This is a genomic window from Kitasatospora sp. NPDC049285, assembly GCF_040678815.1.
GTDB lineage: Bacteria > Actinomycetota > Actinomycetes > Streptomycetales > Streptomycetaceae > Kitasatospora.
This window is the reverse complement of sequence record NZ_JBFAQR010000009.1, coordinates 1-17,994: the sequence shown is the minus strand read 5'-3', so window position 1 is coordinate 17,994 and position 17,994 is coordinate 1. Positions and strand designations below refer to the sequence as shown.

Annotated in this window: 21 protein-coding genes; 13 read left to right on the top strand and 8 right to left on the bottom strand. The window is 74.4% G+C overall.

The window, feature by feature from the left end; all coding sequences use genetic code 11:
- The first annotated feature begins 284 nt into the window (after nt 1-284).
- On the top strand, nt 285-602 hold the full coding sequence (locus tag AB0K51_RS08910; RefSeq protein WP_363452141.1) for a hypothetical protein: 318 nt from the start codon (nt 285-287) through the stop codon (nt 600-602).
- Here AB0K51_RS08910 and AB0K51_RS08905 read toward each other — a convergent pair.
- Nucleotides 599-1,792 carry a helix-turn-helix domain-containing protein gene (locus AB0K51_RS08905; RefSeq protein WP_363452138.1) on the bottom strand — a complete coding sequence of 398 codons (1,194 nt, stop codon included), beginning with the start codon at nt 1,790-1,792 and terminating at the stop codon, nt 599-601. The two genes, AB0K51_RS08910 and AB0K51_RS08905, sit on opposite strands and share 4 nt — an antisense overlap.
- A gap of 158 nt (nt 1,793-1,950) precedes the next feature.
- Between AB0K51_RS08905 and AB0K51_RS08900 the strand changes: the two genes are divergently transcribed.
- Together AB0K51_RS08900 and AB0K51_RS08895 are read left to right on the top strand one after the other, a co-directional pair.
- The gene (locus tag AB0K51_RS08900; RefSeq protein ID WP_363452136.1) at nt 1,951-3,108 is read left to right on the top strand and encodes an acyl-CoA dehydrogenase family protein; all 1,158 of its coding nucleotides are present in this window, start codon (nt 1,951-1,953) and stop codon (nt 3,106-3,108) included.
- Between the two features lie 83 nt (nt 3,109-3,191).
- Nucleotides 3,192-4,304 carry a hypothetical protein gene (locus AB0K51_RS08895; RefSeq protein ID WP_363452134.1) on the top strand — a complete coding sequence of 371 codons (1,113 nt, stop codon included), beginning with the start codon at nt 3,192-3,194 and terminating at the stop codon, nt 4,302-4,304.
- Nucleotides 4,305-4,363: 59 nt separating this feature from the next.
- Here the strand turns inward: AB0K51_RS08895 and AB0K51_RS08890 are convergent, their stop codons facing one another.
- The gene (locus tag AB0K51_RS08890; protein ID WP_363452132.1) at nt 4,364-4,621 is read right to left on the bottom strand and encodes a hypothetical protein; all 258 of its coding nucleotides are present in this window, start codon (nt 4,619-4,621) and stop codon (nt 4,364-4,366) included.
- Nucleotides 4,622-4,782: 161 nt separating this feature from the next.
- Between AB0K51_RS08890 and AB0K51_RS08885 the strand changes: the two genes are divergently transcribed.
- Nucleotides 4,783-5,121: a cupin gene (locus AB0K51_RS08885; protein WP_363452130.1), complete on the top strand. Its 339-nt coding sequence runs from the start codon at nt 4,783-4,785 to the stop codon at nt 5,119-5,121.
- A 34-nt stretch (nt 5,122-5,155) separates the two neighbouring features.
- On the opposite strand, the gene AB0K51_RS08880 is transcribed toward AB0K51_RS08885, so the two are convergent.
- Nucleotides 5,156-5,743, bottom strand: a complete 588-nt coding sequence (locus tag AB0K51_RS08880) for a TetR/AcrR family transcriptional regulator (RefSeq protein ID WP_363452128.1) — start codon at nt 5,741-5,743, stop codon at nt 5,156-5,158.
- Nucleotides 5,744-5,853: 110 nt separating this feature from the next.
- On the opposite strand from AB0K51_RS08880, the gene AB0K51_RS08875 reads away from it, so the two are divergent.
- From AB0K51_RS08875 to AB0K51_RS08850, 6 genes are all read left to right on the top strand, one after another.
- Complete coding sequence (locus tag AB0K51_RS08875; RefSeq protein ID WP_363452126.1) at nt 5,854-7,431, top strand: MFS transporter; 1,578 nt, start codon at nt 5,854-5,856, stop codon at nt 7,429-7,431.
- Nucleotides 7,432-7,578: 147 nt separating this feature from the next.
- Nucleotides 7,579-7,929: a DUF202 domain-containing protein gene (locus AB0K51_RS08870; protein ID WP_363452124.1), complete on the top strand. Its 351-nt coding sequence runs from the start codon at nt 7,579-7,581 to the stop codon at nt 7,927-7,929.
- Nucleotides 7,926-8,267, top strand: coding sequence for a DUF202 domain-containing protein (locus AB0K51_RS08865; protein ID WP_363452122.1), 342 nt, complete (start codon nt 7,926-7,928; stop codon nt 8,265-8,267). Before AB0K51_RS08870 ends, AB0K51_RS08865 begins: the two co-directional genes overlap by 4 nt.
- Before the next feature lie 222 nt (nt 8,268-8,489).
- The gene (gene tatA, locus AB0K51_RS08860) at nt 8,490-8,765 is read left to right on the top strand and encodes a Sec-independent protein translocase subunit TatA (protein WP_363452120.1); all 276 of its coding nucleotides are present in this window, start codon (nt 8,490-8,492) and stop codon (nt 8,763-8,765) included.
- A 162-nt stretch (nt 8,766-8,927) separates the two neighbouring features.
- Nucleotides 8,928-10,199, top strand: coding sequence for a hypothetical protein (locus tag AB0K51_RS08855; protein ID WP_363452118.1), 1,272 nt, complete (start codon nt 8,928-8,930; stop codon nt 10,197-10,199).
- Complete coding sequence (locus tag AB0K51_RS08850; protein ID WP_363452116.1) at nt 10,196-10,726, top strand: potassium channel family protein; 531 nt, start codon at nt 10,196-10,198, stop codon at nt 10,724-10,726. Before AB0K51_RS08855 ends, AB0K51_RS08850 begins: the two co-directional genes overlap by 4 nt.
- Nucleotides 10,727-10,739: 13 nt before the next feature.
- On the opposite strand, the gene AB0K51_RS08845 is transcribed toward AB0K51_RS08850, so the two are convergent.
- The 4 genes from AB0K51_RS08845 to AB0K51_RS08830 form a co-directional block, all read right to left on the bottom strand.
- The gene (locus AB0K51_RS08845) at nt 10,740-12,230 is read right to left on the bottom strand and encodes a protein kinase (RefSeq protein ID WP_363452114.1); all 1,491 of its coding nucleotides are present in this window, start codon (nt 12,228-12,230) and stop codon (nt 10,740-10,742) included.
- A gap of 140 nt (nt 12,231-12,370) precedes the next feature.
- Nucleotides 12,371-12,520, bottom strand: a complete 150-nt coding sequence (locus AB0K51_RS08840; protein WP_363452112.1) for a hypothetical protein — start codon at nt 12,518-12,520, stop codon at nt 12,371-12,373.
- A 312-nt stretch (nt 12,521-12,832) separates the two neighbouring features.
- Nucleotides 12,833-13,702, bottom strand: coding sequence for a hypothetical protein (locus tag AB0K51_RS08835; protein WP_363452110.1), 870 nt, complete (start codon nt 13,700-13,702; stop codon nt 12,833-12,835).
- Complete coding sequence (locus AB0K51_RS08830; protein ID WP_363452108.1) at nt 13,699-14,433, bottom strand: RNA polymerase sigma factor; 735 nt, start codon at nt 14,431-14,433, stop codon at nt 13,699-13,701. Before AB0K51_RS08830 ends, AB0K51_RS08835 begins: the two co-directional genes overlap by 4 nt.
- A gap of 243 nt (nt 14,434-14,676) precedes the next feature.
- Here AB0K51_RS08830 and AB0K51_RS08825 point away from each other — a divergent pair, with 243 nt between their 5' ends.
- From AB0K51_RS08825 to AB0K51_RS08815, 3 genes are all read left to right on the top strand, one after another.
- Complete coding sequence (locus tag AB0K51_RS08825; RefSeq protein WP_363452106.1) at nt 14,677-15,366, top strand: hypothetical protein; 690 nt, start codon at nt 14,677-14,679, stop codon at nt 15,364-15,366.
- A gap of 52 nt (nt 15,367-15,418) precedes the next feature.
- Nucleotides 15,419-16,123: a tyrosine-protein phosphatase gene (locus AB0K51_RS08820; protein ID WP_363452104.1), complete on the top strand. Its 705-nt coding sequence runs from the start codon at nt 15,419-15,421 to the stop codon at nt 16,121-16,123.
- A gap of 148 nt (nt 16,124-16,271) precedes the next feature.
- The gene (locus AB0K51_RS08815; protein ID WP_363452102.1) at nt 16,272-16,973 is read left to right on the top strand and encodes a class I SAM-dependent methyltransferase; all 702 of its coding nucleotides are present in this window, start codon (nt 16,272-16,274) and stop codon (nt 16,971-16,973) included.
- Nucleotides 16,974-17,337: 364 nt separating this feature from the next.
- On the opposite strand, the gene AB0K51_RS08810 is transcribed toward AB0K51_RS08815, so the two are convergent.
- Entirely contained in the window at nt 17,338-17,832 is a 495-nt protein-coding gene (locus tag AB0K51_RS08810) for an NUDIX hydrolase (protein WP_363452100.1), read from the bottom strand.
- Nucleotides 17,833-17,994: the final 162 nt, after the last annotated feature.

The following is a 17,994-nucleotide window of genomic DNA, read 5'->3' as shown; positions in this document are numbered from 1 at the left end:
CAATTCCCGCTTCTGTCGATCCTCGGTCAACCTGCCGTTGACGTACCGGAACCGCCGCACGCCCCGCCGTTCGGGCGAAATCCCTTGGCAGTCGCGCCTTGTGGAGGTAGCTGCGCGTTCAGTGGCTATTCCATTTCCGTGACACCTTCGAGCGAACCGGACCGGCAGCTCTGGAAGTCAATCGGCCGACTGGGCAATCCTGATGAGGCGACGTCAGGAACCGGCGTGAAGGGGGCGGCCACCCCCGAGCGTCACATTTCGCACCAGTTAGCAGGGAGACCACCGTGTCCCGTATTCGCGCAGCCGCCGTCGTCACCGCCCTCGGGGCGTTCCTCCTGGCCGGCATCGGCACCGCCTCGGCCGACAACGGCGCTGGCGCCGACCACTCCTCCAACGGCAGCGTGGTCAGCAACACCGGCTCCGGCAACATCGTCGGCTCCGTCCACGGCAACGCCAACGCCTCGCAGCAGACCGGCACCGGCTCCGGCGCCGCGAACCAGAACAACACCCTCGGCGTCGCGGGCAACGCGGGCGGCGTAGGCGCACTGCAGGCCAACACGAACCTCGCCAGCGCGGTGTACTACCCGTTCGTCCTGTACTAGGCACGGACCGCAGGGGCGCCGGGAAGGCACCCGGCCCGGCGCCCTTGACTCCCGAGCGCGGCTCCGGCCAGCGCCGCCACCGTCTCCGGATTGGCGGCGCCGCTGCGGGTGGTGTCGATGGTGACGGCGATCATCGCGTGCACCCGGATCCGCACCTCCGCCTCCGACTCGCCGTCCGTGCGGGCGAGTTCGACCCAGGCGCGAAGGAACTCGCGGCGGAAGTCGAGCGCCGCGCGACGGTCCGCGGGCGCCAGTCGGCCGGTCTCGCTGAGCATCGCGCCCAGGTAGTCGCGCTCCCGCCAGGCGAACGCGGCGAAGGCAGCCAGCGCGGCGTCCGGTCCCGCCGGGCCCTCCAGCACCGAGACCACCTCGCGGCGCAGCCGCTCGCGTCCGCGCTCCAGCACCTCGGCTAGCACCGCGGCCTTGGTGCCGAAGTGCTTGTAGACGCTGGGCCCGGCGATGCCGACCGCCGAACCGAGCTGCTCCATCGAGACGTTGTCGTAGCCGCGCCGGTGGAACAGCCGGGTCGCGGCCGCCACCAGCTCGCCCCGCCGGGTCGCCTCGCCCGCCTCCGCCGGGACCGCCTCCACCGGAACCGCCGCGGCCGGGCCGCCCGGCAGCGGGACGGCCAACAGCCGCTCCCCCAGCGCCCGCAGCACCTCCTCGAACCTGCGCCGCGGCAGCCCGAAGGAGTGGTGGCTCAGGCTCCCGTACGCGGAGAGCACCGCCCAGCATCGCAACTCGGCCGCACCGTCGGCAGCTTCGCCGCGCACCGGACCGGCCGCGCCGTCGCCCCGCACCAGTTGGGCCGTCGCGCGCACCGCCGCGCGCAGCTCGCGGCGCAGCGCGGCCCGCCGGGCGGGCGGCAGCAGCCGGCCGTCGCGCTGCCACAGGGTCCCGAACTCCCGCCGTTCGACGGCGGCTTCGGCGAGTGCGGCGCAGAGTCCGGGGCCGTCGCCGGCGGCGGCGACCGCCTCGTGCACCGCGGCCAGGCCCGACTCCAGGGCGCAGCGCAGCAGTTCGGCCTTTCCGCGGTAGTGCCGGTAGAGCGCGGGCGCGGTGATGCCCACCTCGGCCGCGATCGCGGCCATCGACACCTGGTGGTAGCCGTCCCGGTGGAACTGCCCGGCGGCGACCGCGAGGATCCGGGCCCGCCGCCCGGGCGGCCGTCGCACCACTGTTCGCCGCACCGTCCTCACCCTCCCCGTGTGAACCCCGGTCAGGCTAGCAACCGTTCACTTAGCCGTGGCCGTGCCCGTGTCGCCACGGCGTCGACGGCCCTGGACACCGCAAGCTACCGGCGATTAACTTGTTGCGCGATCAGCCGCCGGCCGAAGGGAGCGCCACCGTGCGCCGTACCGTGTTCAACGAGGACCACGAGGCGTTCCGGGAGACCATCCGGGACTTCATCGCCAACGAGGTCGTCCCGGTCTACGAGAGCTGGGAGGAGGCCGGCCACCCGCCGCGGGACTTCTACCGCAAGCTCGGCGAGCTGGGCGTCTACGGCATCGAGGTGCCGGAGGAGTACGGCGGCGCGGGCGAGACCGGCTTCAAGTACCAGGCGGTGATCTACGAGGAGACCGCCCGCGCGGGCGTCACCTTCGGCTCCTCGGGCGTGCACACCGGCCTGGTGCTGCCCTACCTGATGGAGTACGCCACCGAGGAGCAGAAGCAGCGCTGGCTGCCGGGCTTCGTCTCCGGCGACATCATGACCGCGATCGCGATGACCGAGCCGGGCGCGGGCTCCGACCTGGCGGGCATCGCCACCACCGCGAAGCTCTCCGCGGACGGCACCCACTACGTGCTCAACGGCGCCAAGACCTTCATCACCGGCGGCGTCCTCGCCGACCTGGTGCTGGTGGTCTGCCGCACCGCCCCGTACGACCCGGCGGACCGCCGCGCGGGCCTGTCCATCCTGTGCGTGGACACCACGTCCGAGGGCTACACGGTCGGCCGCAAGCTGCAGAAGATCGGCCTGCGCACCTCCGACACCGCCGAGCTGGCGTTCAGCGACGTCAAGGTCCCGGTGGAGAACCTGCTCGGCGAGGAGGGCAAGGCGTTCTCCTACCTGACCCACAACCTGGTCCAGGAGCGCCTGGCGATCGCGGTCGGCGCCTACGCCTCGGCCGCGGCGGCGGTGAAGTTCGCGGTGCAGTACGTGAAGGACCGCAAGGTGTTCGGCAAGGCGGTGGCCGAGTTCCAGAACACCAAGTTCAGCCTGGCCGACTGCCAGGCCCAGGTGCTCGCCCAGCAGGCGATGGTCGACCAGGCGCTGGAGCTGTACCAGAACGGCGAGCTGACGGTCGCGGACGCCGCGGCGGCGAAGCTGTTCTGCACCGAGTCGGCCTCCGAGGTGATCGACAAGTGCCTCCAGCTGCACGGCGGGTACGGCTACATCCTGGAGTACCCGATCGCCCGCCTCTACACCGACAACCGGGTGTTCCGGATCTACGGCGGCACCAGCGAGGTCATGCGGACGATCATCGCCAAGTCGCTGGGCCTGTGACGGATATCCCCATGACGGCGTGACCGCCCTCTGGTAGAACTCGCGTGCCCGTGCGATCCACGGGCACTCGACAGGGGGATCAGTTGTCACGACACATCGAGCACGGGGCGGTCGCGCGCCGCGCGGCCGCCTTCGCCGCCGCCGGCCTGCTGGCGGTCGCCGCCGCTCCGGGCGCCGCCGCGGCGCCGGGACCGGCCGCCGGCCGGGTGGCCTCGGCCGCCCAGGGCGCGCCCACGGCCGGCCTGAACCTGCTGCTCCGGGCCGACCCGAACAAGGTGGTGGAGACCCGCCGGGCCCCGGGAGGGAGCTGGGACCAGGCGCACGAGGTACCGCAGTTCGCCGGCCTCTCGTACTGGACCGAGGTCGTCGACCAAGGCCGGAAGCGGATGTTCGGCGCCCAGTCGTACGGGTACGGCAACAAGCACTTCGTGCAGTCCGTCCAGCAGCCGGACGGCAGTTGGGGCGCGCTCGCGCCGATGACCGGCCTCGACGACCTGCCGGGCAGCACCACGTACTTCCAGACCGGCCGGATCAAGGCCACCCAGGTCGCGGGACAGCTCCAGCTGCTGGCGATCGACCCGTCGGGCCGGCTGATGCACACGGTCGAGCGGTCGGACGGCAGCTGGCAGCCGTGGGGAGTGGCGAGCAGCCCGTCGGGGCTCGGCTCCGGGCAGTTCTTCAGCGTGGCCGCCGCCGACGTCAACGGCGAGCTGCAGGTGGTCGGCACCATGTGGACGGGCGAGGTGCTGCACACCCTCCGCCACGCGGACGGCAGCTGGCAGCCGTGGGGCAACGTGATGGGCGCGACCGGGACGCCGTCGCCGTGGGGCTGGACCACCGACGTGGCGGTCGCCGGGATCAACGGGCAGCTCCAGGTGGTGGTCTGCGACAACAGCGTGGTCGGGGCCTACCACGCGATCCGCCGGGCGGACGGCACCTGGACCCGCTGGGGCAACGTCGTCGACCAGGTCCGCTTCGACCGGGCCGGCTACTACGGCTCCAACCTCGGCGGCGTCGACGGCGCCGCGGTCAACGGCGAGTTCCAGCTGGTCTTCGAGCCGAGCACCAACACCGGCGACCTCTACCACACCATCCGCCGCGCCGACGGCACCTGGCAGCAGGCCGGTCACGTGCAGGACGCCATCGACCTCTCCCGCTGGCGCCCGGTGGCCACCGGCGCGGCCGCCGGGGGCTGACGCACCACGACGGAGGCGGGCACCCGTCCGGTGGGTGCCCGCCTCCGTCGTCCTCCCCCTCAGTTGGCACTGGCGCGCCACGCCTCCCATCCGGCCGACGAGGCGGCCTTGGCCTGGTGCAGGGTGCGCTGCGCCAGCTCGGTGGGAGGGGTGTCGAGTCGCTGGATCCAGCCCCGGCCCGCATTGGCCAGGGCGACGCAGACCAGGACCGTGCCGGTCAGTCCGACGACGGCGCCGAGCCCGGTCAGGGCCGCGCCGGCGGTGAGCATGCCGCGGTTCACCTGGAAACCGCCGATGAACTTCTGATTGGTCGCCATACCCCCACCATCGGGCCGCCGGTGCGGCCTCGCACGCCGAGCGGGCCTCTCCTTAACCCCTGCGCGTGGTCCAGCGCGCGACACGCCGACGCCGACGCCTAGGGTCGCGGCGGGGGCTCCGACGGCGAGCCCCCGCCGAGGGCCCGATGGAGGAGAGCGCGATGACCGAGCAGCAGCCCGTCCACGTCGACCTGGCCGCCCTGGCCGAGGAGCACGCCGCCAAGGCCGCGGCGAGTCCGCACGGCCGCAGCGCCCACCTGGTGCTGCACGACGGCGTGCTGCGGCAGACCGTGATCGCGCTGACCGCGGGCGCCGCGCTGGACGAGCACAACGCGCCCGTCGCGGCCAGCCTGCAGGTGCTGCGCGGCCGGGTGTCACTGACCGTCGCCGGCCGCCGGCAGGAGGTGGCGACGGGCGAGCTGCACGCCATCCCGCAGGAGCGGCACGGCCTGCTCGCCCACACCGACGCGGTGGTGCTGCTCACCGCGGTCACCGCCTGAGCCGGGGGCGTCCGCCCCGCCCGCTGATCCCCCGTCAGGTCGCCGGGACGCCGAGCAGGTCGGCGCTGACCAGGGCCAGCCCGTCCAGGTACTCCCGGCCGGTGGGCGTCTGGTCCGGGTCGATCAGCCAGGCGGTGGCCTGACCGAGCAGCAGGGACTGGTAGAAGACGCCCCTGGCCAGCTCCTCCGGGGTGTCGATGTGCTCCGGCCGGCCCTGGAACATCGCGGCCAGGCCGAGCCGGCCGAGCTTCTGCGCGCCGGCCAGCTGCTCGCGCAGCTCGGGCAGGTGGTCGAGCCGGCCGACGATCTCGAACTGCACCGTCCACAGCCCGCGGTGGGTCTCGAAGCTGTCCCGGACGGCATCCCAGACCCGGACGAAGCGCTCCCGCGGGTCGGCCACCTCGGCCGCCCCGGCCAGCGCCGCGTCGACGGCCTCGCCCCACTCCCCCATCGCCTGGACCAGCGCCTGGATCAGCAGCGCGTCCTTGGAGCCGTAGTGGTAGCCGATCGCGGCCAGGCTGACCCCGGCGCCGCTGGCGATGTCCCGGGCGGTGGTGCGCCCGTAGCCCTTTTCCTGCAGGCAGCGCTTCGCGCTGGCGAGCAGGTCTTCGCGGTTTCCCATGGCGGCGATGCTACGCCAGTCCAAGACGGATGTCTTGCTCGAACGTCTGGGACGAGTGATTTAGACGCTTGTACTAGACAGTTGTGTGAGACCTCCGTACAGTCATCGCCATGACCACGACCCACGGCCGCGCCGGCCGACGTGAATGGCTGGGCCTCGCCCTCCTCCTGCTGCCGACCCTCGTCCTCGCCATGGACATGGGCGTGCTGTTCTTCGCCGTCCCCTTCATCGCCACCGACCTGCACCCCAGCGGCACCCAGCAGCTGTGGATCATGGACATGTACTCGTTCCTGCTGGCCGGGCTGCTGATCCCGATGGGCGCGCTGGGTGACCGGATCGGTCGCCGCCGGCTGCTGATCGGCGGCACCGCGGCCTTCGCGGCCGCCTCACTGGTCGCCGCCTGGGCCGACGGGGCGGCCCAACTGATCGCCGCGCGGGCCCTGTTGGGCATCGCCGGGGCGGTGTTCGGGCCGTCCACACTGGCCCTGATCCGGAACATGTTCCACGACCCCCGGCAGCGGCAGGCCGCGATCGGCGCCTGGAGCGGCGTGATGATGGCCGGCGCCACCCTCGGCCCGGTGGTCGGCGGTCTCCTGCTCGACCACTTCTGGTGGGGCTCGGCCTTCCTGGTCGCGGTCCCGGCGATGCTGCTGGTGATGGTCGGCGCGCCGTTCCTGCTCCCCGAGCACCGGGCACCCCGGCAGGGCCGCTTCGACCTGCTCGGCGCGGCGCTCTCGATCGCCACCGTGCTGCCGGTGGTCTACGGCATCAAGACCCTCGCGGTGGACGGCTGGAGCCTGCGGCCCGCCCTGGTGCTGGCCGCCGGGCTGCTGCTGGGCACCGGCTTCGCGGTCCGGCTGCGCACCGCGGCGAACCCGCTGATCGACCTCGGGCTGTTCCGGATCCGCACCTACTCCGGGGCGATCACCGTCAACACCATCGCGATGTTCGCCATGATGGGCTTCACCCTCTTCACCTCCCAGTACCTGCAGCTGGTCAAGGGCTACAGCCCGCTGGCCGCCTCGCTCTGGGCCCTGCTGCCCAGCGTCGGCGTCGGCGCGGCGGTCGGCGGATTCGGCGCGCTGGCCGGCAAGGTCCGGCCCGCCGTCCTGCTCACCGCCGGGTTCCTGGCCAGTGCGGCCGGGTTCACCGCGATGGCGCTGGTCGACCCGGGCTCCTCGCTGGCGCTGCCGCTGGTCGCCGCGGGGGTGATCGCGGCCGGCTCGGTCGGCACCATCAGCATCACCGGCGAGATGGTGCTCTCCGCCGCCCCCGCCGACCGGGCCGGCGCGGCCGGCGCCACCGCGGAGACCGCGCAGGAGCTCGGCAGCTCGCTGGGGATCGCCCTCCTCGGCGCGGCCGGCGCCGCCGTCTACCGGGCCCGGCTGGACGGCCCGCTGCCCGGCGGCGTCACCGGCGAGGCCGCCACCGCCTCCCGCGACACCCTCGGCGGCGCGGTCACCGTCGCCGCCCACCTGCCCGGCGAGGCCGCCGACCAGCTGCTCACCGCGGCCCGCACCGCCTTCGCGGACGGCATGCACCTGGCCGCCCTGGTCGGCGTCGCCGTGATGCTCGGCGCGGCGCTCGCCGCCCACCTGCTGATGCGTCACCTGCCCGTCCCCGCCGCCCGCACCGCCCCGGCCGACCCGGCGCCCGCCGAGCCCGACCAGGCCCTGCCGGTGGCCTGACCCCGGATCGGCACGGCGCGGCGCGGCCCCGGACGACCCCGTCCGGGGCCGTTCGCGTGCCCGGGTGCGTCCGCCGGTCGCCCCGCCGGACGGCCTCCGCCGCGCCGGTCCGGGGCGCAGCGTCGGGCAGGCCCTAGGGTCGCTGGCATGGCGGGCGACGACGGCGACGAGGAGATCGACTACCGCTTCACGCTGGCCAACGAGCGCACCTTCCTGGCCTGGATCCGGACCGCGCTGGCGCTGCTGGCCGGCGCGATCGCGCTCGACCAGCTGACCCCGGACCTGGCGCCCGAGCCGGTCCGGGCCACCCTGTCGGTGCTGCTGGCGGCCGGCGGCGCGGGCCTCGGCGTGGCGGCGTACCGGCGCTGGCGGCAGGTCGAGCGGGCGATGCGGGCCGGCGGGGCGCTGCCGGCCACCCGGATCATGCTGGTGCTGACGGTCTGCGTGGCGCTGGCCGCGGCCGTCTTCGCGGTGCTGATCGTCGGCTGGGCGAAGTGACCGGCCGGGCCCCGGCGAGCGGCCGCGACCCGGGCCTGCAGCCGGAGCGCACCCTGCTGGCCTGGAGCCGCACCGCGCTGCTGCTCACCGCCGACGCCCTGCTGGTGCTGCGCACCGGACTGCTGCACCGGCAGCCGGGCCTGGTCGCGATCGGGGCGGTGCTGGCCTGCGCGGCCGGCGGCTTCCACCTGCACGGGGTGCGCCGCCGGCGGCTGCTGGAGCAGCCGGGCGGGGAGCGGCGGGTCGCCTCCTCGGCGCCCGTGCGGATGCTCACCGCGGTGGTGGTGCTGGCCGCCGCGGGTTCGGCCTGGAGCGTGCTGCTGGGCCCGCGGGCCTGAGCCGGACGCCGCACCTCGGACGACCGCGAACCGGCCGCCGAATTCCGGTCGTTATCCGCACGTGGTTCAGACCACATGACTCGGATCACCTGTTTTTCGGCGGCTGTTTGCCGACGGGTGTATACGTTCGCCGACAAGGCCAGGCATACTGGCCGGGTCGGGCTCCGTCGCCCGGCCCGGAATTCACGGCGAGAACTTCCACGAAAGGACCGGTGGTCAGGGATGTTCCGTAACGGTCTTGAGCCCTGGCACATCATCATCATGGTGGCAGTGCTCGTCCTGCTGTTCGGCTCCAAGAAGCTGCCCGAGATGGCCCGCGGCCTCGGCAAGTCGATGCGCATCCTGAAGGCCGAGACCAAGGCCCTGCGCGAGGACGACGCCCCCGCGGAGGCGCAGAACGGCACCGCGACCTCGCAGGCCGCCGAGCAGCCCCGCCCGGCCGTCGAGCCGACCGTGGTCACCAAGGCCGCCCCGGAGACCAAGTCGACCACGGCCTGACGGCTCGTCGACCGCACGCCTTCCGGAACCCCCGGACCGTCAGCTGACGGTCCGGGGGTTCCGGCGTTCCCGCGCCCTCTGAGGGACCAACCCGACTGGCTGTCCGCTTCGCCCTGGTATCTCCTGGTAGCCATCTGACGGTGTGGCACCGGGGAGGCACGGATGGCGACGGACGAACCCTCGAGCGAGCCGGAGCTCGCCGAGCTGCGCAAGCGGATCGCCGTCCTGGAGAAGCAGAAGCCGCCCCGGCCCAGGCACCGGGTGCGGTCGTTCTTCGCCGTCGTGCTGATCCTGCTGGCCGCCGTGCTCACCCCGCTCGCTGTGGTCGCCTCGTGGAGCAAGGCGCAGGTCACCGACACCGACCGGTTCGTCGCGACGATGGCGCCGCTGGCCTCCGACCCGGCGGTGCAGGGCGCGCTCGCCAACCGGATCACCGACGCGGTGATGCAGCAGTTGCCGATCACCGACCTGATCAACTCGGCGGCGCCCGCCGACAAGCCGGTCCTCGACGCCGCGCTGGCCAAGCTGGGCCCGGCGCTGACCAGCGGCCTGACCGGCTTCGTCCACGACCAGGTGCAGCGCTTCCTGCAGTCCGACGCCTTCGCCGGGATCTGGGCGAACGTGCTGCGCAGCGCGCACGCCGCCTTCGACAAGGTGCTGACCGGCCAGGGCGGCGGGGCGGTGCAGGTCAAGGGCGACAAGGTCAGCCTCGACCTGGCGCCGGTGATCGCCCAGGTCAAGGACCGGCTGGTGGCCAACGGCCTGGGGCTGGCGTCGAAGATCCCCGAGGTGCACACCGACTACACCCTGGTGCAGTCCAGCGCGGTGAAGAAGGCGCAGACCGGCCTGCGGCTGCTCGACCTGGCCGGGTTCTGGGTGCCGGTGCTGGCGGTGGCCTGCGCGGTCGGCGGCATCCTGCTGGCGGTGCGGCGGCGCCGCGCGACCGTCACCGCGGCGCTCCTGATGGCGGCGGGCGCCGGGGTGCTCGGCATCGGGCTGAGCGTCTTCCGGACCGTCTACCTGGACAAGTTGCCCGCCGACGTGGACCAGGCCGCCGCGATGGCGGTCTACGACACGCTGGTGCGCTACCTGCGGACCGCGATCCGGATGGTGCTCGCGCTCGGCGTGGTGATCGCGCTGGCCGCCTGGCTGACCGGTGCCGGACGCCGGGCCGGCTGGGTGCGCAGCCTCTGGCAGGAGGGCCTGGGCGCCGTCCGGCAGGCCGCCGAGCGGATCGGCATGAACCTCGGCCCGGTCGGCCGCTTCGTGCACCGCTGGAAGACCTGGCTGGGGTGGGGCGCCGTCGCGGTGGCCGCGATCGTCCTGCTCACCTGGAGCTACCCGACCGGGCTGGTGGTGCTCTGGCTGGCGCTGGCACTGCTGCTGGTGCTCGCCGTGCTGGAGTTCCTGGACACTCCCGGCGAACCGGCGTGACGACCGCGCGGCCGATGCGCGCCTACCTCACCCTGCTGGGCGGACCGGTGGCGCTGCTGGTGGCGTACTTCACCGTGCCGCTCGGTGCCTTCGGGCCGCACCACCCGGTGCTCAGCTGGACGGTGTTCGCCGCCCTGCTGACCCTGTTGGGGCTCGGGGTGCTGCGCGAGGTGCGCCAGCAGATCCTCGGGCTGCCGGGCCGGCCCGCGCCGGTGATCCTGCTGCTGGTGTGCGCGGCCCTGGTGGTGTTCTCCGCCGCCTACCTGGCGCTGGCCCGGCAGCCCGGCCAGATCGACGGGCTGTACACCAAGATCGACGCGCTGTACTTCACGGTGATCACCATGTCGACCGTCGGGTACGGCGACATCCACCCGACCGGGCAGGTCTCCCGGGTCATGGTGATGCTCCAACTGCTGTACACCGTGGTCTTCCTGACCACCGGAGTGACCGCGCTGACCCGGCAGGTGAAGACCCGCGCGGTGCAACGCGCCGGCGAGCGGCACTCCCGGCGCGGGAAGCACGACTAGGGCTGCCGGGCGGCTAGTTCTGCTGGGCCTGGGCGTGCACGACAGCGGTCAGGGCGGTGACCCGGTTCAGCCAGCCGGTGAGGACGCCGCCCTCGACGGCGTGGCGCTTCTGCAGGTCGCGGATCAGGCGCTGGGCGTCCTTCAGGGCGCTCTCGGCCTCGTCCGGCTGCTTGTCGCCGACCGCCTGGGCGGCCTGGTCGAGCAGCTTGGTCAGGTCGTCCTGGCGGTCGCGGTCCCGGGCGAAGTTCGCCTGCGCGACGTCGGCGCGCAGCTGGGCCAGCTGGCCGGCCACGCTGAGCTTGGGGGTGGCGGAGGGGCGCGACGAGGGGCTCAGGCTGGGCGAGGGGGCGGCGGTCGAGGGCTCGGGGGCGCTGCTGGAGGCGACCGGCGGGGCGGCGGTGTGCTGGGTCTTCGGGGTGCCGCCGTTGCCGCTGAACGAGAAGGCCGCGACGGCGGCCACGCAGACGATCACCGCGGCGCCGATGCCGCCGTACACCAGCGGGTTGCGGCTGCGGCGGGGCTCCTCGTCGTGGTAGCCGTCGGAGTCCATCGCGGCCATCGAGGGCAGCGGCGGGAGCACCGAGGTGCGGTGCTGCTCGGTGTAGGGCTGCGGCGGGGCGGCGACCGGCGGGAGGACCTGGGTGGCGCTGCCGAGCAGGGCGGCGGCCCGGTCCGCGGGGACGGACGGGACGGCGGCGAGCAGTTCGGCGGCGGCGCTCGCGGCGTCGGCGGGGCGGTCGGCCGGGTTCTTGGCGAGCAGCCGCATGATCGCCGCGTCCAGCGCCGGGGACACGTCCGGGCGCTGCAGCGAGACCGGGGCCGGGTACTCGGTGACGTGCTTGAAGGCGATGGCGACCGGGGTGTCGGCGGTGAACGGCGGGGCGCCGGTGAGCATCTCGACCAGCACGCAGCCGACCGCGTACAGGTCGGAGCGACCGTCCAGCTCGGCGGCGGTGGCCTGTTCCGGGGAGAGGTAGGCGGCGGTGCCGAGCACGGTGGCGGTCTGGGTGAGCTGCTGGCCGCTGGAGGAGCCGGCCCGGGCGATGCCGAAGTCCACCACCTTCACCCCGCCGTCGTGGGTGATCATGATGTTGCCGGGCTTGATGTCGCGGTGCACCAGGCCCTGGGCGTGGGCGGCGGAGAGCGCGTCCAGGACGGCGGCGGCGATGCCGACCGCGCGCTCCACCGGGAGGGCGCCCTGCTCGGCGATCAGGTGGCCGAGGGCGCGGCCGTGCACCAGTTCCATCACCAGGTAGGGCGCGCCCTGGTCGACGCCGGAGTCGAAGACCGTGACGATCCGCGGGTGGACCAGCAGTGCGGCGTGCTGGGCCTCGCGGGCGAAGCGCTCGGCGAACCGGGGGTCGTCGGCGAGACCGCCGTTGAGCACCTTCACCGCGACCGGGCGGCCGAGCTGCCGGTCGATGCCGCGGTAGACGGTGGCCATCCCGCCGACGCCGAGTATCTCGCCGAGCTCGTAGCGCCCGTTCATCGCGCGTCCGATCATCGGATACTCCCCTCACGTCGGTCGGGCACCCGTGAACCATAGCGTTCGCGGCCCCCGGCGGACCCGGTCCCCGGTCATCACCGGTGCCACGGGCACCATCGGCCACTGCGGCCCGGTGCACCGCGCGGGCCTCACCGGCCTCACGGGCCGATGCAGCCCCACAGCAGCAGGGCGACGGCGAGCAGCGCGGCGCACACCGCCGGCAGCGGGCGCAGGCGGTGCGGGTGGGAGCGGGCGGCGTCGCGCCGGGCCCGGCGTTCGACGCCGGGCGAGGTCCGCGGGAAGGTCATGGCGGCTCACCGGGGGAGGTCGGGGGGACGGGCTGGAGGGTCGGAGCTCGGCACCGGAGCCGGTTCCGGACGGGCGGCACACCCGGGGGAGTGGCGCCGCCCGTCCGGAGCTGTCCCGGACGGCCGGGGGCCCGGGGGAGCCCACCGACCGTCCGGAGCCGTCCCGGACGGCGGGGGCCCGGGGGAGCCCTCCGACCGTCCGGAGTCGGTCCCCGGGCGGGCGGCGGGCACAGGGGAGGCCGCCGACCGCCCGGTGGCGGTCCCGGTCGGGTGGTGGGCCCGGGGGGTGCCCACCATCCGACCGGAGTCTGGTCAGTCCTGGCCTCCTCCGGCGGAGGACTTGGACTGCTGGGGGTCGCCGCGGCGGCCGTCCGAGCGACTCGGGCTCGGGGTCGGCGCGCTCGGCGACGGGGTCGTGGTGGCGGACGGACGGCCGTGGCCGGTGTCGCCCTGCTGGTCGCCGCCCGCCGCCAGAGCGGCGCAGTAGCCGGTCACCTTCTCGAATCCGTCGGCCGCCTTGAGCAGTTCGGCCAGCTCCGGGAGGGTGGCGGCGTCCTTCGCCTTGGCGCCGGCGGACACCCGGTCGGCGAAGGTGCGGCACTGCTTCGCCAGGTCGGGCAGCGCACTCGGGTCGGTCGACCCGGTGCCGGCCCGGCCGCCGTCGCCCCCGCCGGGTCGGGCGGTGGCGCTCGCCGACTTGCCCGCACGCGGGCTGCCGGTCTGCCCGGACGGGTTGCCCGGCGCGGACGAGGAGTGCGTGGCGGAGGCGACCGCGGGCGGCGGGTTGTCCGGGCTGCCGCCGAGCACCTCGGGCAGCCGTCCGGTGCTCGCGGCGACGGCGACCCCGCCGACGGCGGTCACGCCCAGCGCGATGGCAAGGGCCTTCGCGCTGAGTGCCCGCGCGAGCGCGGTGTCCGCCATCGTTCGTCTCCGGTGCTGTGGGGCAGGGGTGCGAGCGGCCTGCCGGAACGCGGCCATGGCCTCCTCCTCGCCGGGCAGCGGGCCGTCGCCCTCCGCACCGTGCGCCGCGGCGGCGGCGAGGAGTGCGGAGAGCTCGGGCCGTCCGGGGGCGGAGTGCCGCCCGGCGGAGGGGGCCAGACCGGCCTCCGGGTCGACCGTGGCGCCGCCGAACAACTGCTCGGCGGCGGCGCGATCGATCCGGCGGGATCGGTTGGTGCTCATCTCATGTCCTTCAGCGTCGGCACCTGCGCCGGTGTCACACCCTGCGCGGAGATTTTTTTCGCGGCCTCCCGGCGGGGCACCCCGCCGGCCGCTCCCCCGGTCTGTTCCAGCACCTTGGCCAGCCGCCGCAGCCCGCGGTGGGCGGCCATCCGGACGGTGCCGGCCCGCTTGCCGAGCACCTTCGCGGCGCTCTCGGCGTCCAGTCCGAGCACCACCCGCAGCAGCACCGCCTCGGCCTGGTCCGGCGGCAGGCCGGCGATCAGCGCCAGCGCGTCGGAGGTGGCGACGGTGGCCATCGCCTGGCCCGCGGTGTCCTCGACGGCGGCCAGCTCGGCCAGGTACTCCTCGGGCACGTCGGCGACCGGGCGGCGGCGCTGGCGGCGCAGGTGGTCCATCGCACGGTTGCGGGCGATGGTGGCGGCCCAGCCGCGGAAGCCGTCCGCGTCACCCCGGAAGCCCGGCAGGTCACGGGCGATCTGCAGCCAGGCCTCGGAGGCGATGTCCTCGGCGTCCTCGGCACGGCCGCCGACCAGCACCCGCAGGTAGCGCAGCAGGCCGGGTTGGACCGCGCGGAACAGGATCCGGAACGCCTCCTCGTCGCCGCGCTGGGCGGCCGCCACCGCCTCGGTCAGATCGACCCGCCGGCCGGGAGGACGGTCCGGTGGGCTCGGACGGCCGGCCGGACAACCGTCGTCCGCCCCGTGGTGTTCAGCACTGTGCACCCGCCACATGATGCGCCATCGGAGTGAAGCGGCCCAACCCGCCGAGGCGGGGCGCCGGGCGGACCTTCGTCCCGTCGGAGGCCGTCACTTCGTCCCCTCCGATGCCGTCGCTTCGTCCCGCCGGCCGCTGCCGTTCGCCCGCGGCCCGGGCCACTCGCTTCGCCATACCGTGCGAAAGAGGGACATTCCCCCCCTCTTCACCACCGGCCTTTCGGCCGACCCTTCTGCCGACCGCGAGGAGCCCGCGCCGCCATGACCACCGCCCAGGAGCTGTACGCGACGGGAATCCGCGAGCACTTCGCGCCCGCCCTGCGCGCCCTCGGGTTCCAGGGCTGGCGGTACTCCTTCTCGCTGCCGGACACCGCCCGCTGGGCGGTGCTCGGCGTGCACGCGGTGGTCGAGGACGGGCGGGTCCGGTACACCGTCAACCTGAGCGTCACCGACAAGTCGGCGTGGGACCGGCGCAGCATCCGCCCCGACGCCAACACCCCGACCGGGCTGGAGCGCTGGAGCGCCCCGATCGGCGAGCTGCTGCCGGTCGGCGGCGCCGTGTGGTGGGAGGTGGCGCCCGGCCCGCGCTGGCTGGTCGCGGTGGAGGACTCGGTCGCCGCGGTGCGCCGCTACGCGCTGCCGGAGCTGCGCCGCCGACTGGACGTCGAGGGCCGCGAGCGCTACCTCGGCCAGGCCGAACTCGACGGCGTCAACGGCGCGTTGGCCCAGGCCGCGGTCGCCCGCATCCAGCGGGCCGAACTCGCCTCCGGCGCGCTGGAGTTGTTCGGCGCCTGGAGCCGCCACGACGCGGCCGCCGGCGCGGTGCTGGCCGGCGCCGCCCGCGGGTTCCTCTCCGCGGGCGACGAACGCTTCGACCTGGTCCGGGTGTTCGACACCCTCGGCCGCGCGCTCTGGGAGTTCCCGCGCGGGAACCACTCCGCGCCCAGCTGAGTCTCAGTCAGTACCGGGGCGCGGTGCCCCTGGAGTGAGCCGGGGGGCTGAAGTGACGGGACTGCTGGATGACCGGCGGCTGGAATGGGACGGCTGCCTGAACGTCCGCGACCTGGGCGGCCTGCCCACCGTCGACGGACGGCGCACCCGGCCGGGAGCGATCGTCCGCGCCGACAACCTGGACCGGCTCACCGCCGAGGGCTGGGCCGCACTGCTCGCCTACGGCGTGCGCACCGTCGTCGACCTGCGCGACCCCGAGGAGTACCGGCCGCTGCTCCCGCTCCCGGACGGCGTCGACCTGGTCCGGGTGCCGCTGGACGCCCTCGCCGGACCCGACTGGTGGGCCCGGTTCGGCGCCCTCGACGGCACCCCGCTCTCCTTCCGCCCCTACCTCGACCACTGCCCGCACGCCGTCTCCGCCCTGGTCTCCGCCGTCGCCGCCGCCCGGCCCGGCGCCGTGGCGGTGCACTGCGGGGCCGGACGCGACCGCACCGGCCTCGCCGCGCTGGTCCTGCTCGCCCTGGCCGGCGTCACCCCCGCGGCGATCGCCGACGACTACCTGCGCAGCGCCGCCAACCTCCGCCCGCTGTGGGCGATCCTCGGCCACCCCGACGAGGAGGCCGGCATCGCCCGCATCCTCGCCTCCGCCGGGACCTCCGCGGAGGCCGTCCTGGCGCAGGTGCTGGCCGAGTTCGACGGGCCGGACTGGCTGCCGGCCGCGGACGTCGCGGCGGTGCGGACGCGACTGCTGGGCTGACGGCCGGCGAGCTCCGCAGCGTGGCCCGTCAATCGTTGGCAGGGCGCTCAATCGTTGGCAGGGCGCTCAAGCTCTGGCGGAGCGCTCAAACTTTGGCAGACCGCTTAATCGTTGGCAGGGCGCACGTGGCCCGACGGATACTGCCGACATGGTGGACTTCGCGCTGTTCGACACCCGCAACTATCCGATGGTGGACGTCCGGACCGGCTACGCCCAATGGGTCGACAGCTACGAGCGGACCGTGCAGGACGCGATGGACGTCGAGGTGCTGGCCGGCCTCACCGTCCCCGCGTGGGGCGAGGCCGCCACGGCCGTCGACCTCGGCTGCGGGACGGGGCGCACCGGCGCGTGGCTGCGCGGGCAGGGCGTCGGCGCGGTGGACGGCGTCGACCTCACCCCCGAGATGCTCGACCGGGCCCGGCAGCGCGGCGCCCACCGCCGCCTGGTCGAGGCCGACCTCGGCGCGACCGGACTGCCGTCCGCGAGCTACGACCTGGCCGCCTGCTCCCTGGTCGACGAGCACCTCGCCGACCTCGCCCCGCTCTACCGCGAGGCCTTCCGCCTGCTGCGCCCCGGCGGCCTGCTCACCCTGGTCGGCCTGCACCCCGCGTTCATCATGGCCGCCGGCATGCCCACCCACTTCGACGGCCCCACCGGCCCCGTCGCCATCACCACCCACGTCCACCTGGTCAGCGACCACCTCACCACCGGCCTCGCCGCCGGTTTCCACCTCGCCGAGATACACGAACGCGTCGTCGACGACGCCTGGCTCACCCTCAAGCCCAAGTGGACCCCCCACCGCGGCCACCCCGTCTCCGCCGCCTACGTCTGGCGCCGCCCACAGACCTGACCGCCCACACGGGCGCCGGCGAACACGGAGCCGGCGGCGGGCTGACGGGAAGTCAGCGAAGCACGCGAGCGAACGACGGCCCACCACAGCGCAGCCACCGACGAGCAACCGGCTCCCCGCCGGTAGGCCACCGCCTGCGGCGGGCCGACGGGGAGTCACCGACGGTGCGCAGGCGAGGAGCCCCACGGGGTAGCCACCGAAGGACCTGCAAGGTACCCGCGCGGGCGGACGAGACCGACTGACGGTTCGCGACGGCACATGCCGACCGGCTCCCCGCCAGCCACCGTGCGGGCGCGCGATGGGTCGAGTCCGCCGACCTCCGAAAAACCCGCCGGCTCCCCGCCGTAGGCGGCTGGGTGGGGGGTCAGAAGCCGGAGTTCGGGGCGGTGATGATGCGGGGGTGGCCGTCTTCGCGGGCGGCCAGGGCGGCTTGGAGGCGGAGGGAGCGGGCGGGGCCGAGGAGGGTGAGGGCTTCGGGGACGGTGGCCCACTGGTAGGTGTCGAGCTCGCCGGCGGGGAGGGTGATGGGGGTGTCGGCGGGGAAGGTGCCGAGGTCGAAGAGGAAGTGGCAGGCGGGGTGGTCGAGTTCGCCGCTGGGGTGGGTCCAGGCGACGGCCAGCAGGTCGCCGGCCTCGCGGGTCAGGCCGGTCTCCTCGTGGAGTTCGCGGGCCGCGCACTGCCGGGGGTTCTCGCCGAGGTCGACGGTGCCGCCGACGAACTGCCAGGCGTCGCGGTAGGAGGCCTTGACGATCAGGACGCGGCCGTCGGGGTCGGAGATCAGGCAGCCCGCGGCGGCGTACACGCGGTGGAGGGAGGCGAGCCACTCCTCCTTGGAGGCGAACTCGGGGGCGTCGGCCATGGCACTCCCTAAGAATGTGAGGCGGTCCGGGAGGACCGGGTATGGCTGATGGCGCGTTGCCCTCGAGGGCTCGGAAGGAATGGCCGCCCGGTCCTCCGGGACGCTCCGACCACTGATTGAGAACTGCGGTCATCGCTGGTTAGGGACCTGTCGGCGGAGTGT

What these genes read in the sequence shown, in the direction of transcription:
- AB0K51_RS08890 (WP_363452132.1), bottom strand. Translation starts at nt 4,621, where the DNA reads ATGGCGACCAATCAGAAGTTCATCGGCGGTTTCCAGGTGAACCGCGGC.
- AB0K51_RS08825 (WP_363452106.1), top strand. Translation starts at nt 14,677, where the DNA reads ATGACCACCGCCCAGGAGCTGTACGCGACGGGAATCCGCGAGCACTTC.
- AB0K51_RS08855 (WP_363452118.1), top strand. Translation starts at nt 8,928, where the DNA reads ATGGCGACGGACGAACCCTCGAGCGAGCCGGAGCTCGCCGAGCTGCGC.
- AB0K51_RS08835 (WP_363452110.1), bottom strand. Translation starts at nt 13,702, where the DNA reads ATGAGCACCAACCGATCCCGCCGGATCGATCGCGCCGCCGCCGAGCAG.
- AB0K51_RS08870 (WP_363452124.1), top strand. Translation starts at nt 7,579, where the DNA reads ATGGCGGGCGACGACGGCGACGAGGAGATCGACTACCGCTTCACGCTG.
- AB0K51_RS08815 (WP_363452102.1), top strand. Translation starts at nt 16,272, where the DNA reads ATGGTGGACTTCGCGCTGTTCGACACCCGCAACTATCCGATGGTGGAC.
- tatA (WP_363452120.1), top strand. Translation starts at nt 8,490, where the DNA reads ATGTTCCGTAACGGTCTTGAGCCCTGGCACATCATCATCATGGTGGCA.
- AB0K51_RS08875 (WP_363452126.1), top strand. Translation starts at nt 5,854, where the DNA reads ATGACCACGACCCACGGCCGCGCCGGCCGACGTGAATGGCTGGGCCTC.
- AB0K51_RS08880 (WP_363452128.1), bottom strand. Translation starts at nt 5,743, where the DNA reads ATGGGAAACCGCGAAGACCTGCTCGCCAGCGCGAAGCGCTGCCTGCAG.
- AB0K51_RS08885 (WP_363452130.1), top strand. Translation starts at nt 4,783, where the DNA reads ATGACCGAGCAGCAGCCCGTCCACGTCGACCTGGCCGCCCTGGCCGAG.
- AB0K51_RS08810 (WP_363452100.1), bottom strand. Translation starts at nt 17,832, where the DNA reads ATGGCCGACGCCCCCGAGTTCGCCTCCAAGGAGGAGTGGCTCGCCTCC.
- AB0K51_RS08830 (WP_363452108.1), bottom strand. Translation starts at nt 14,433, where the DNA reads ATGTGGCGGGTGCACAGTGCTGAACACCACGGGGCGGACGACGGTTGT.
- AB0K51_RS08845 (WP_363452114.1), bottom strand. Translation starts at nt 12,230, where the DNA reads ATGATCGGACGCGCGATGAACGGGCGCTACGAGCTCGGCGAGATACTC.
- AB0K51_RS08840 (WP_363452112.1), bottom strand. Translation starts at nt 12,520, where the DNA reads ATGACCTTCCCGCGGACCTCGCCCGGCGTCGAACGCCGGGCCCGGCGC.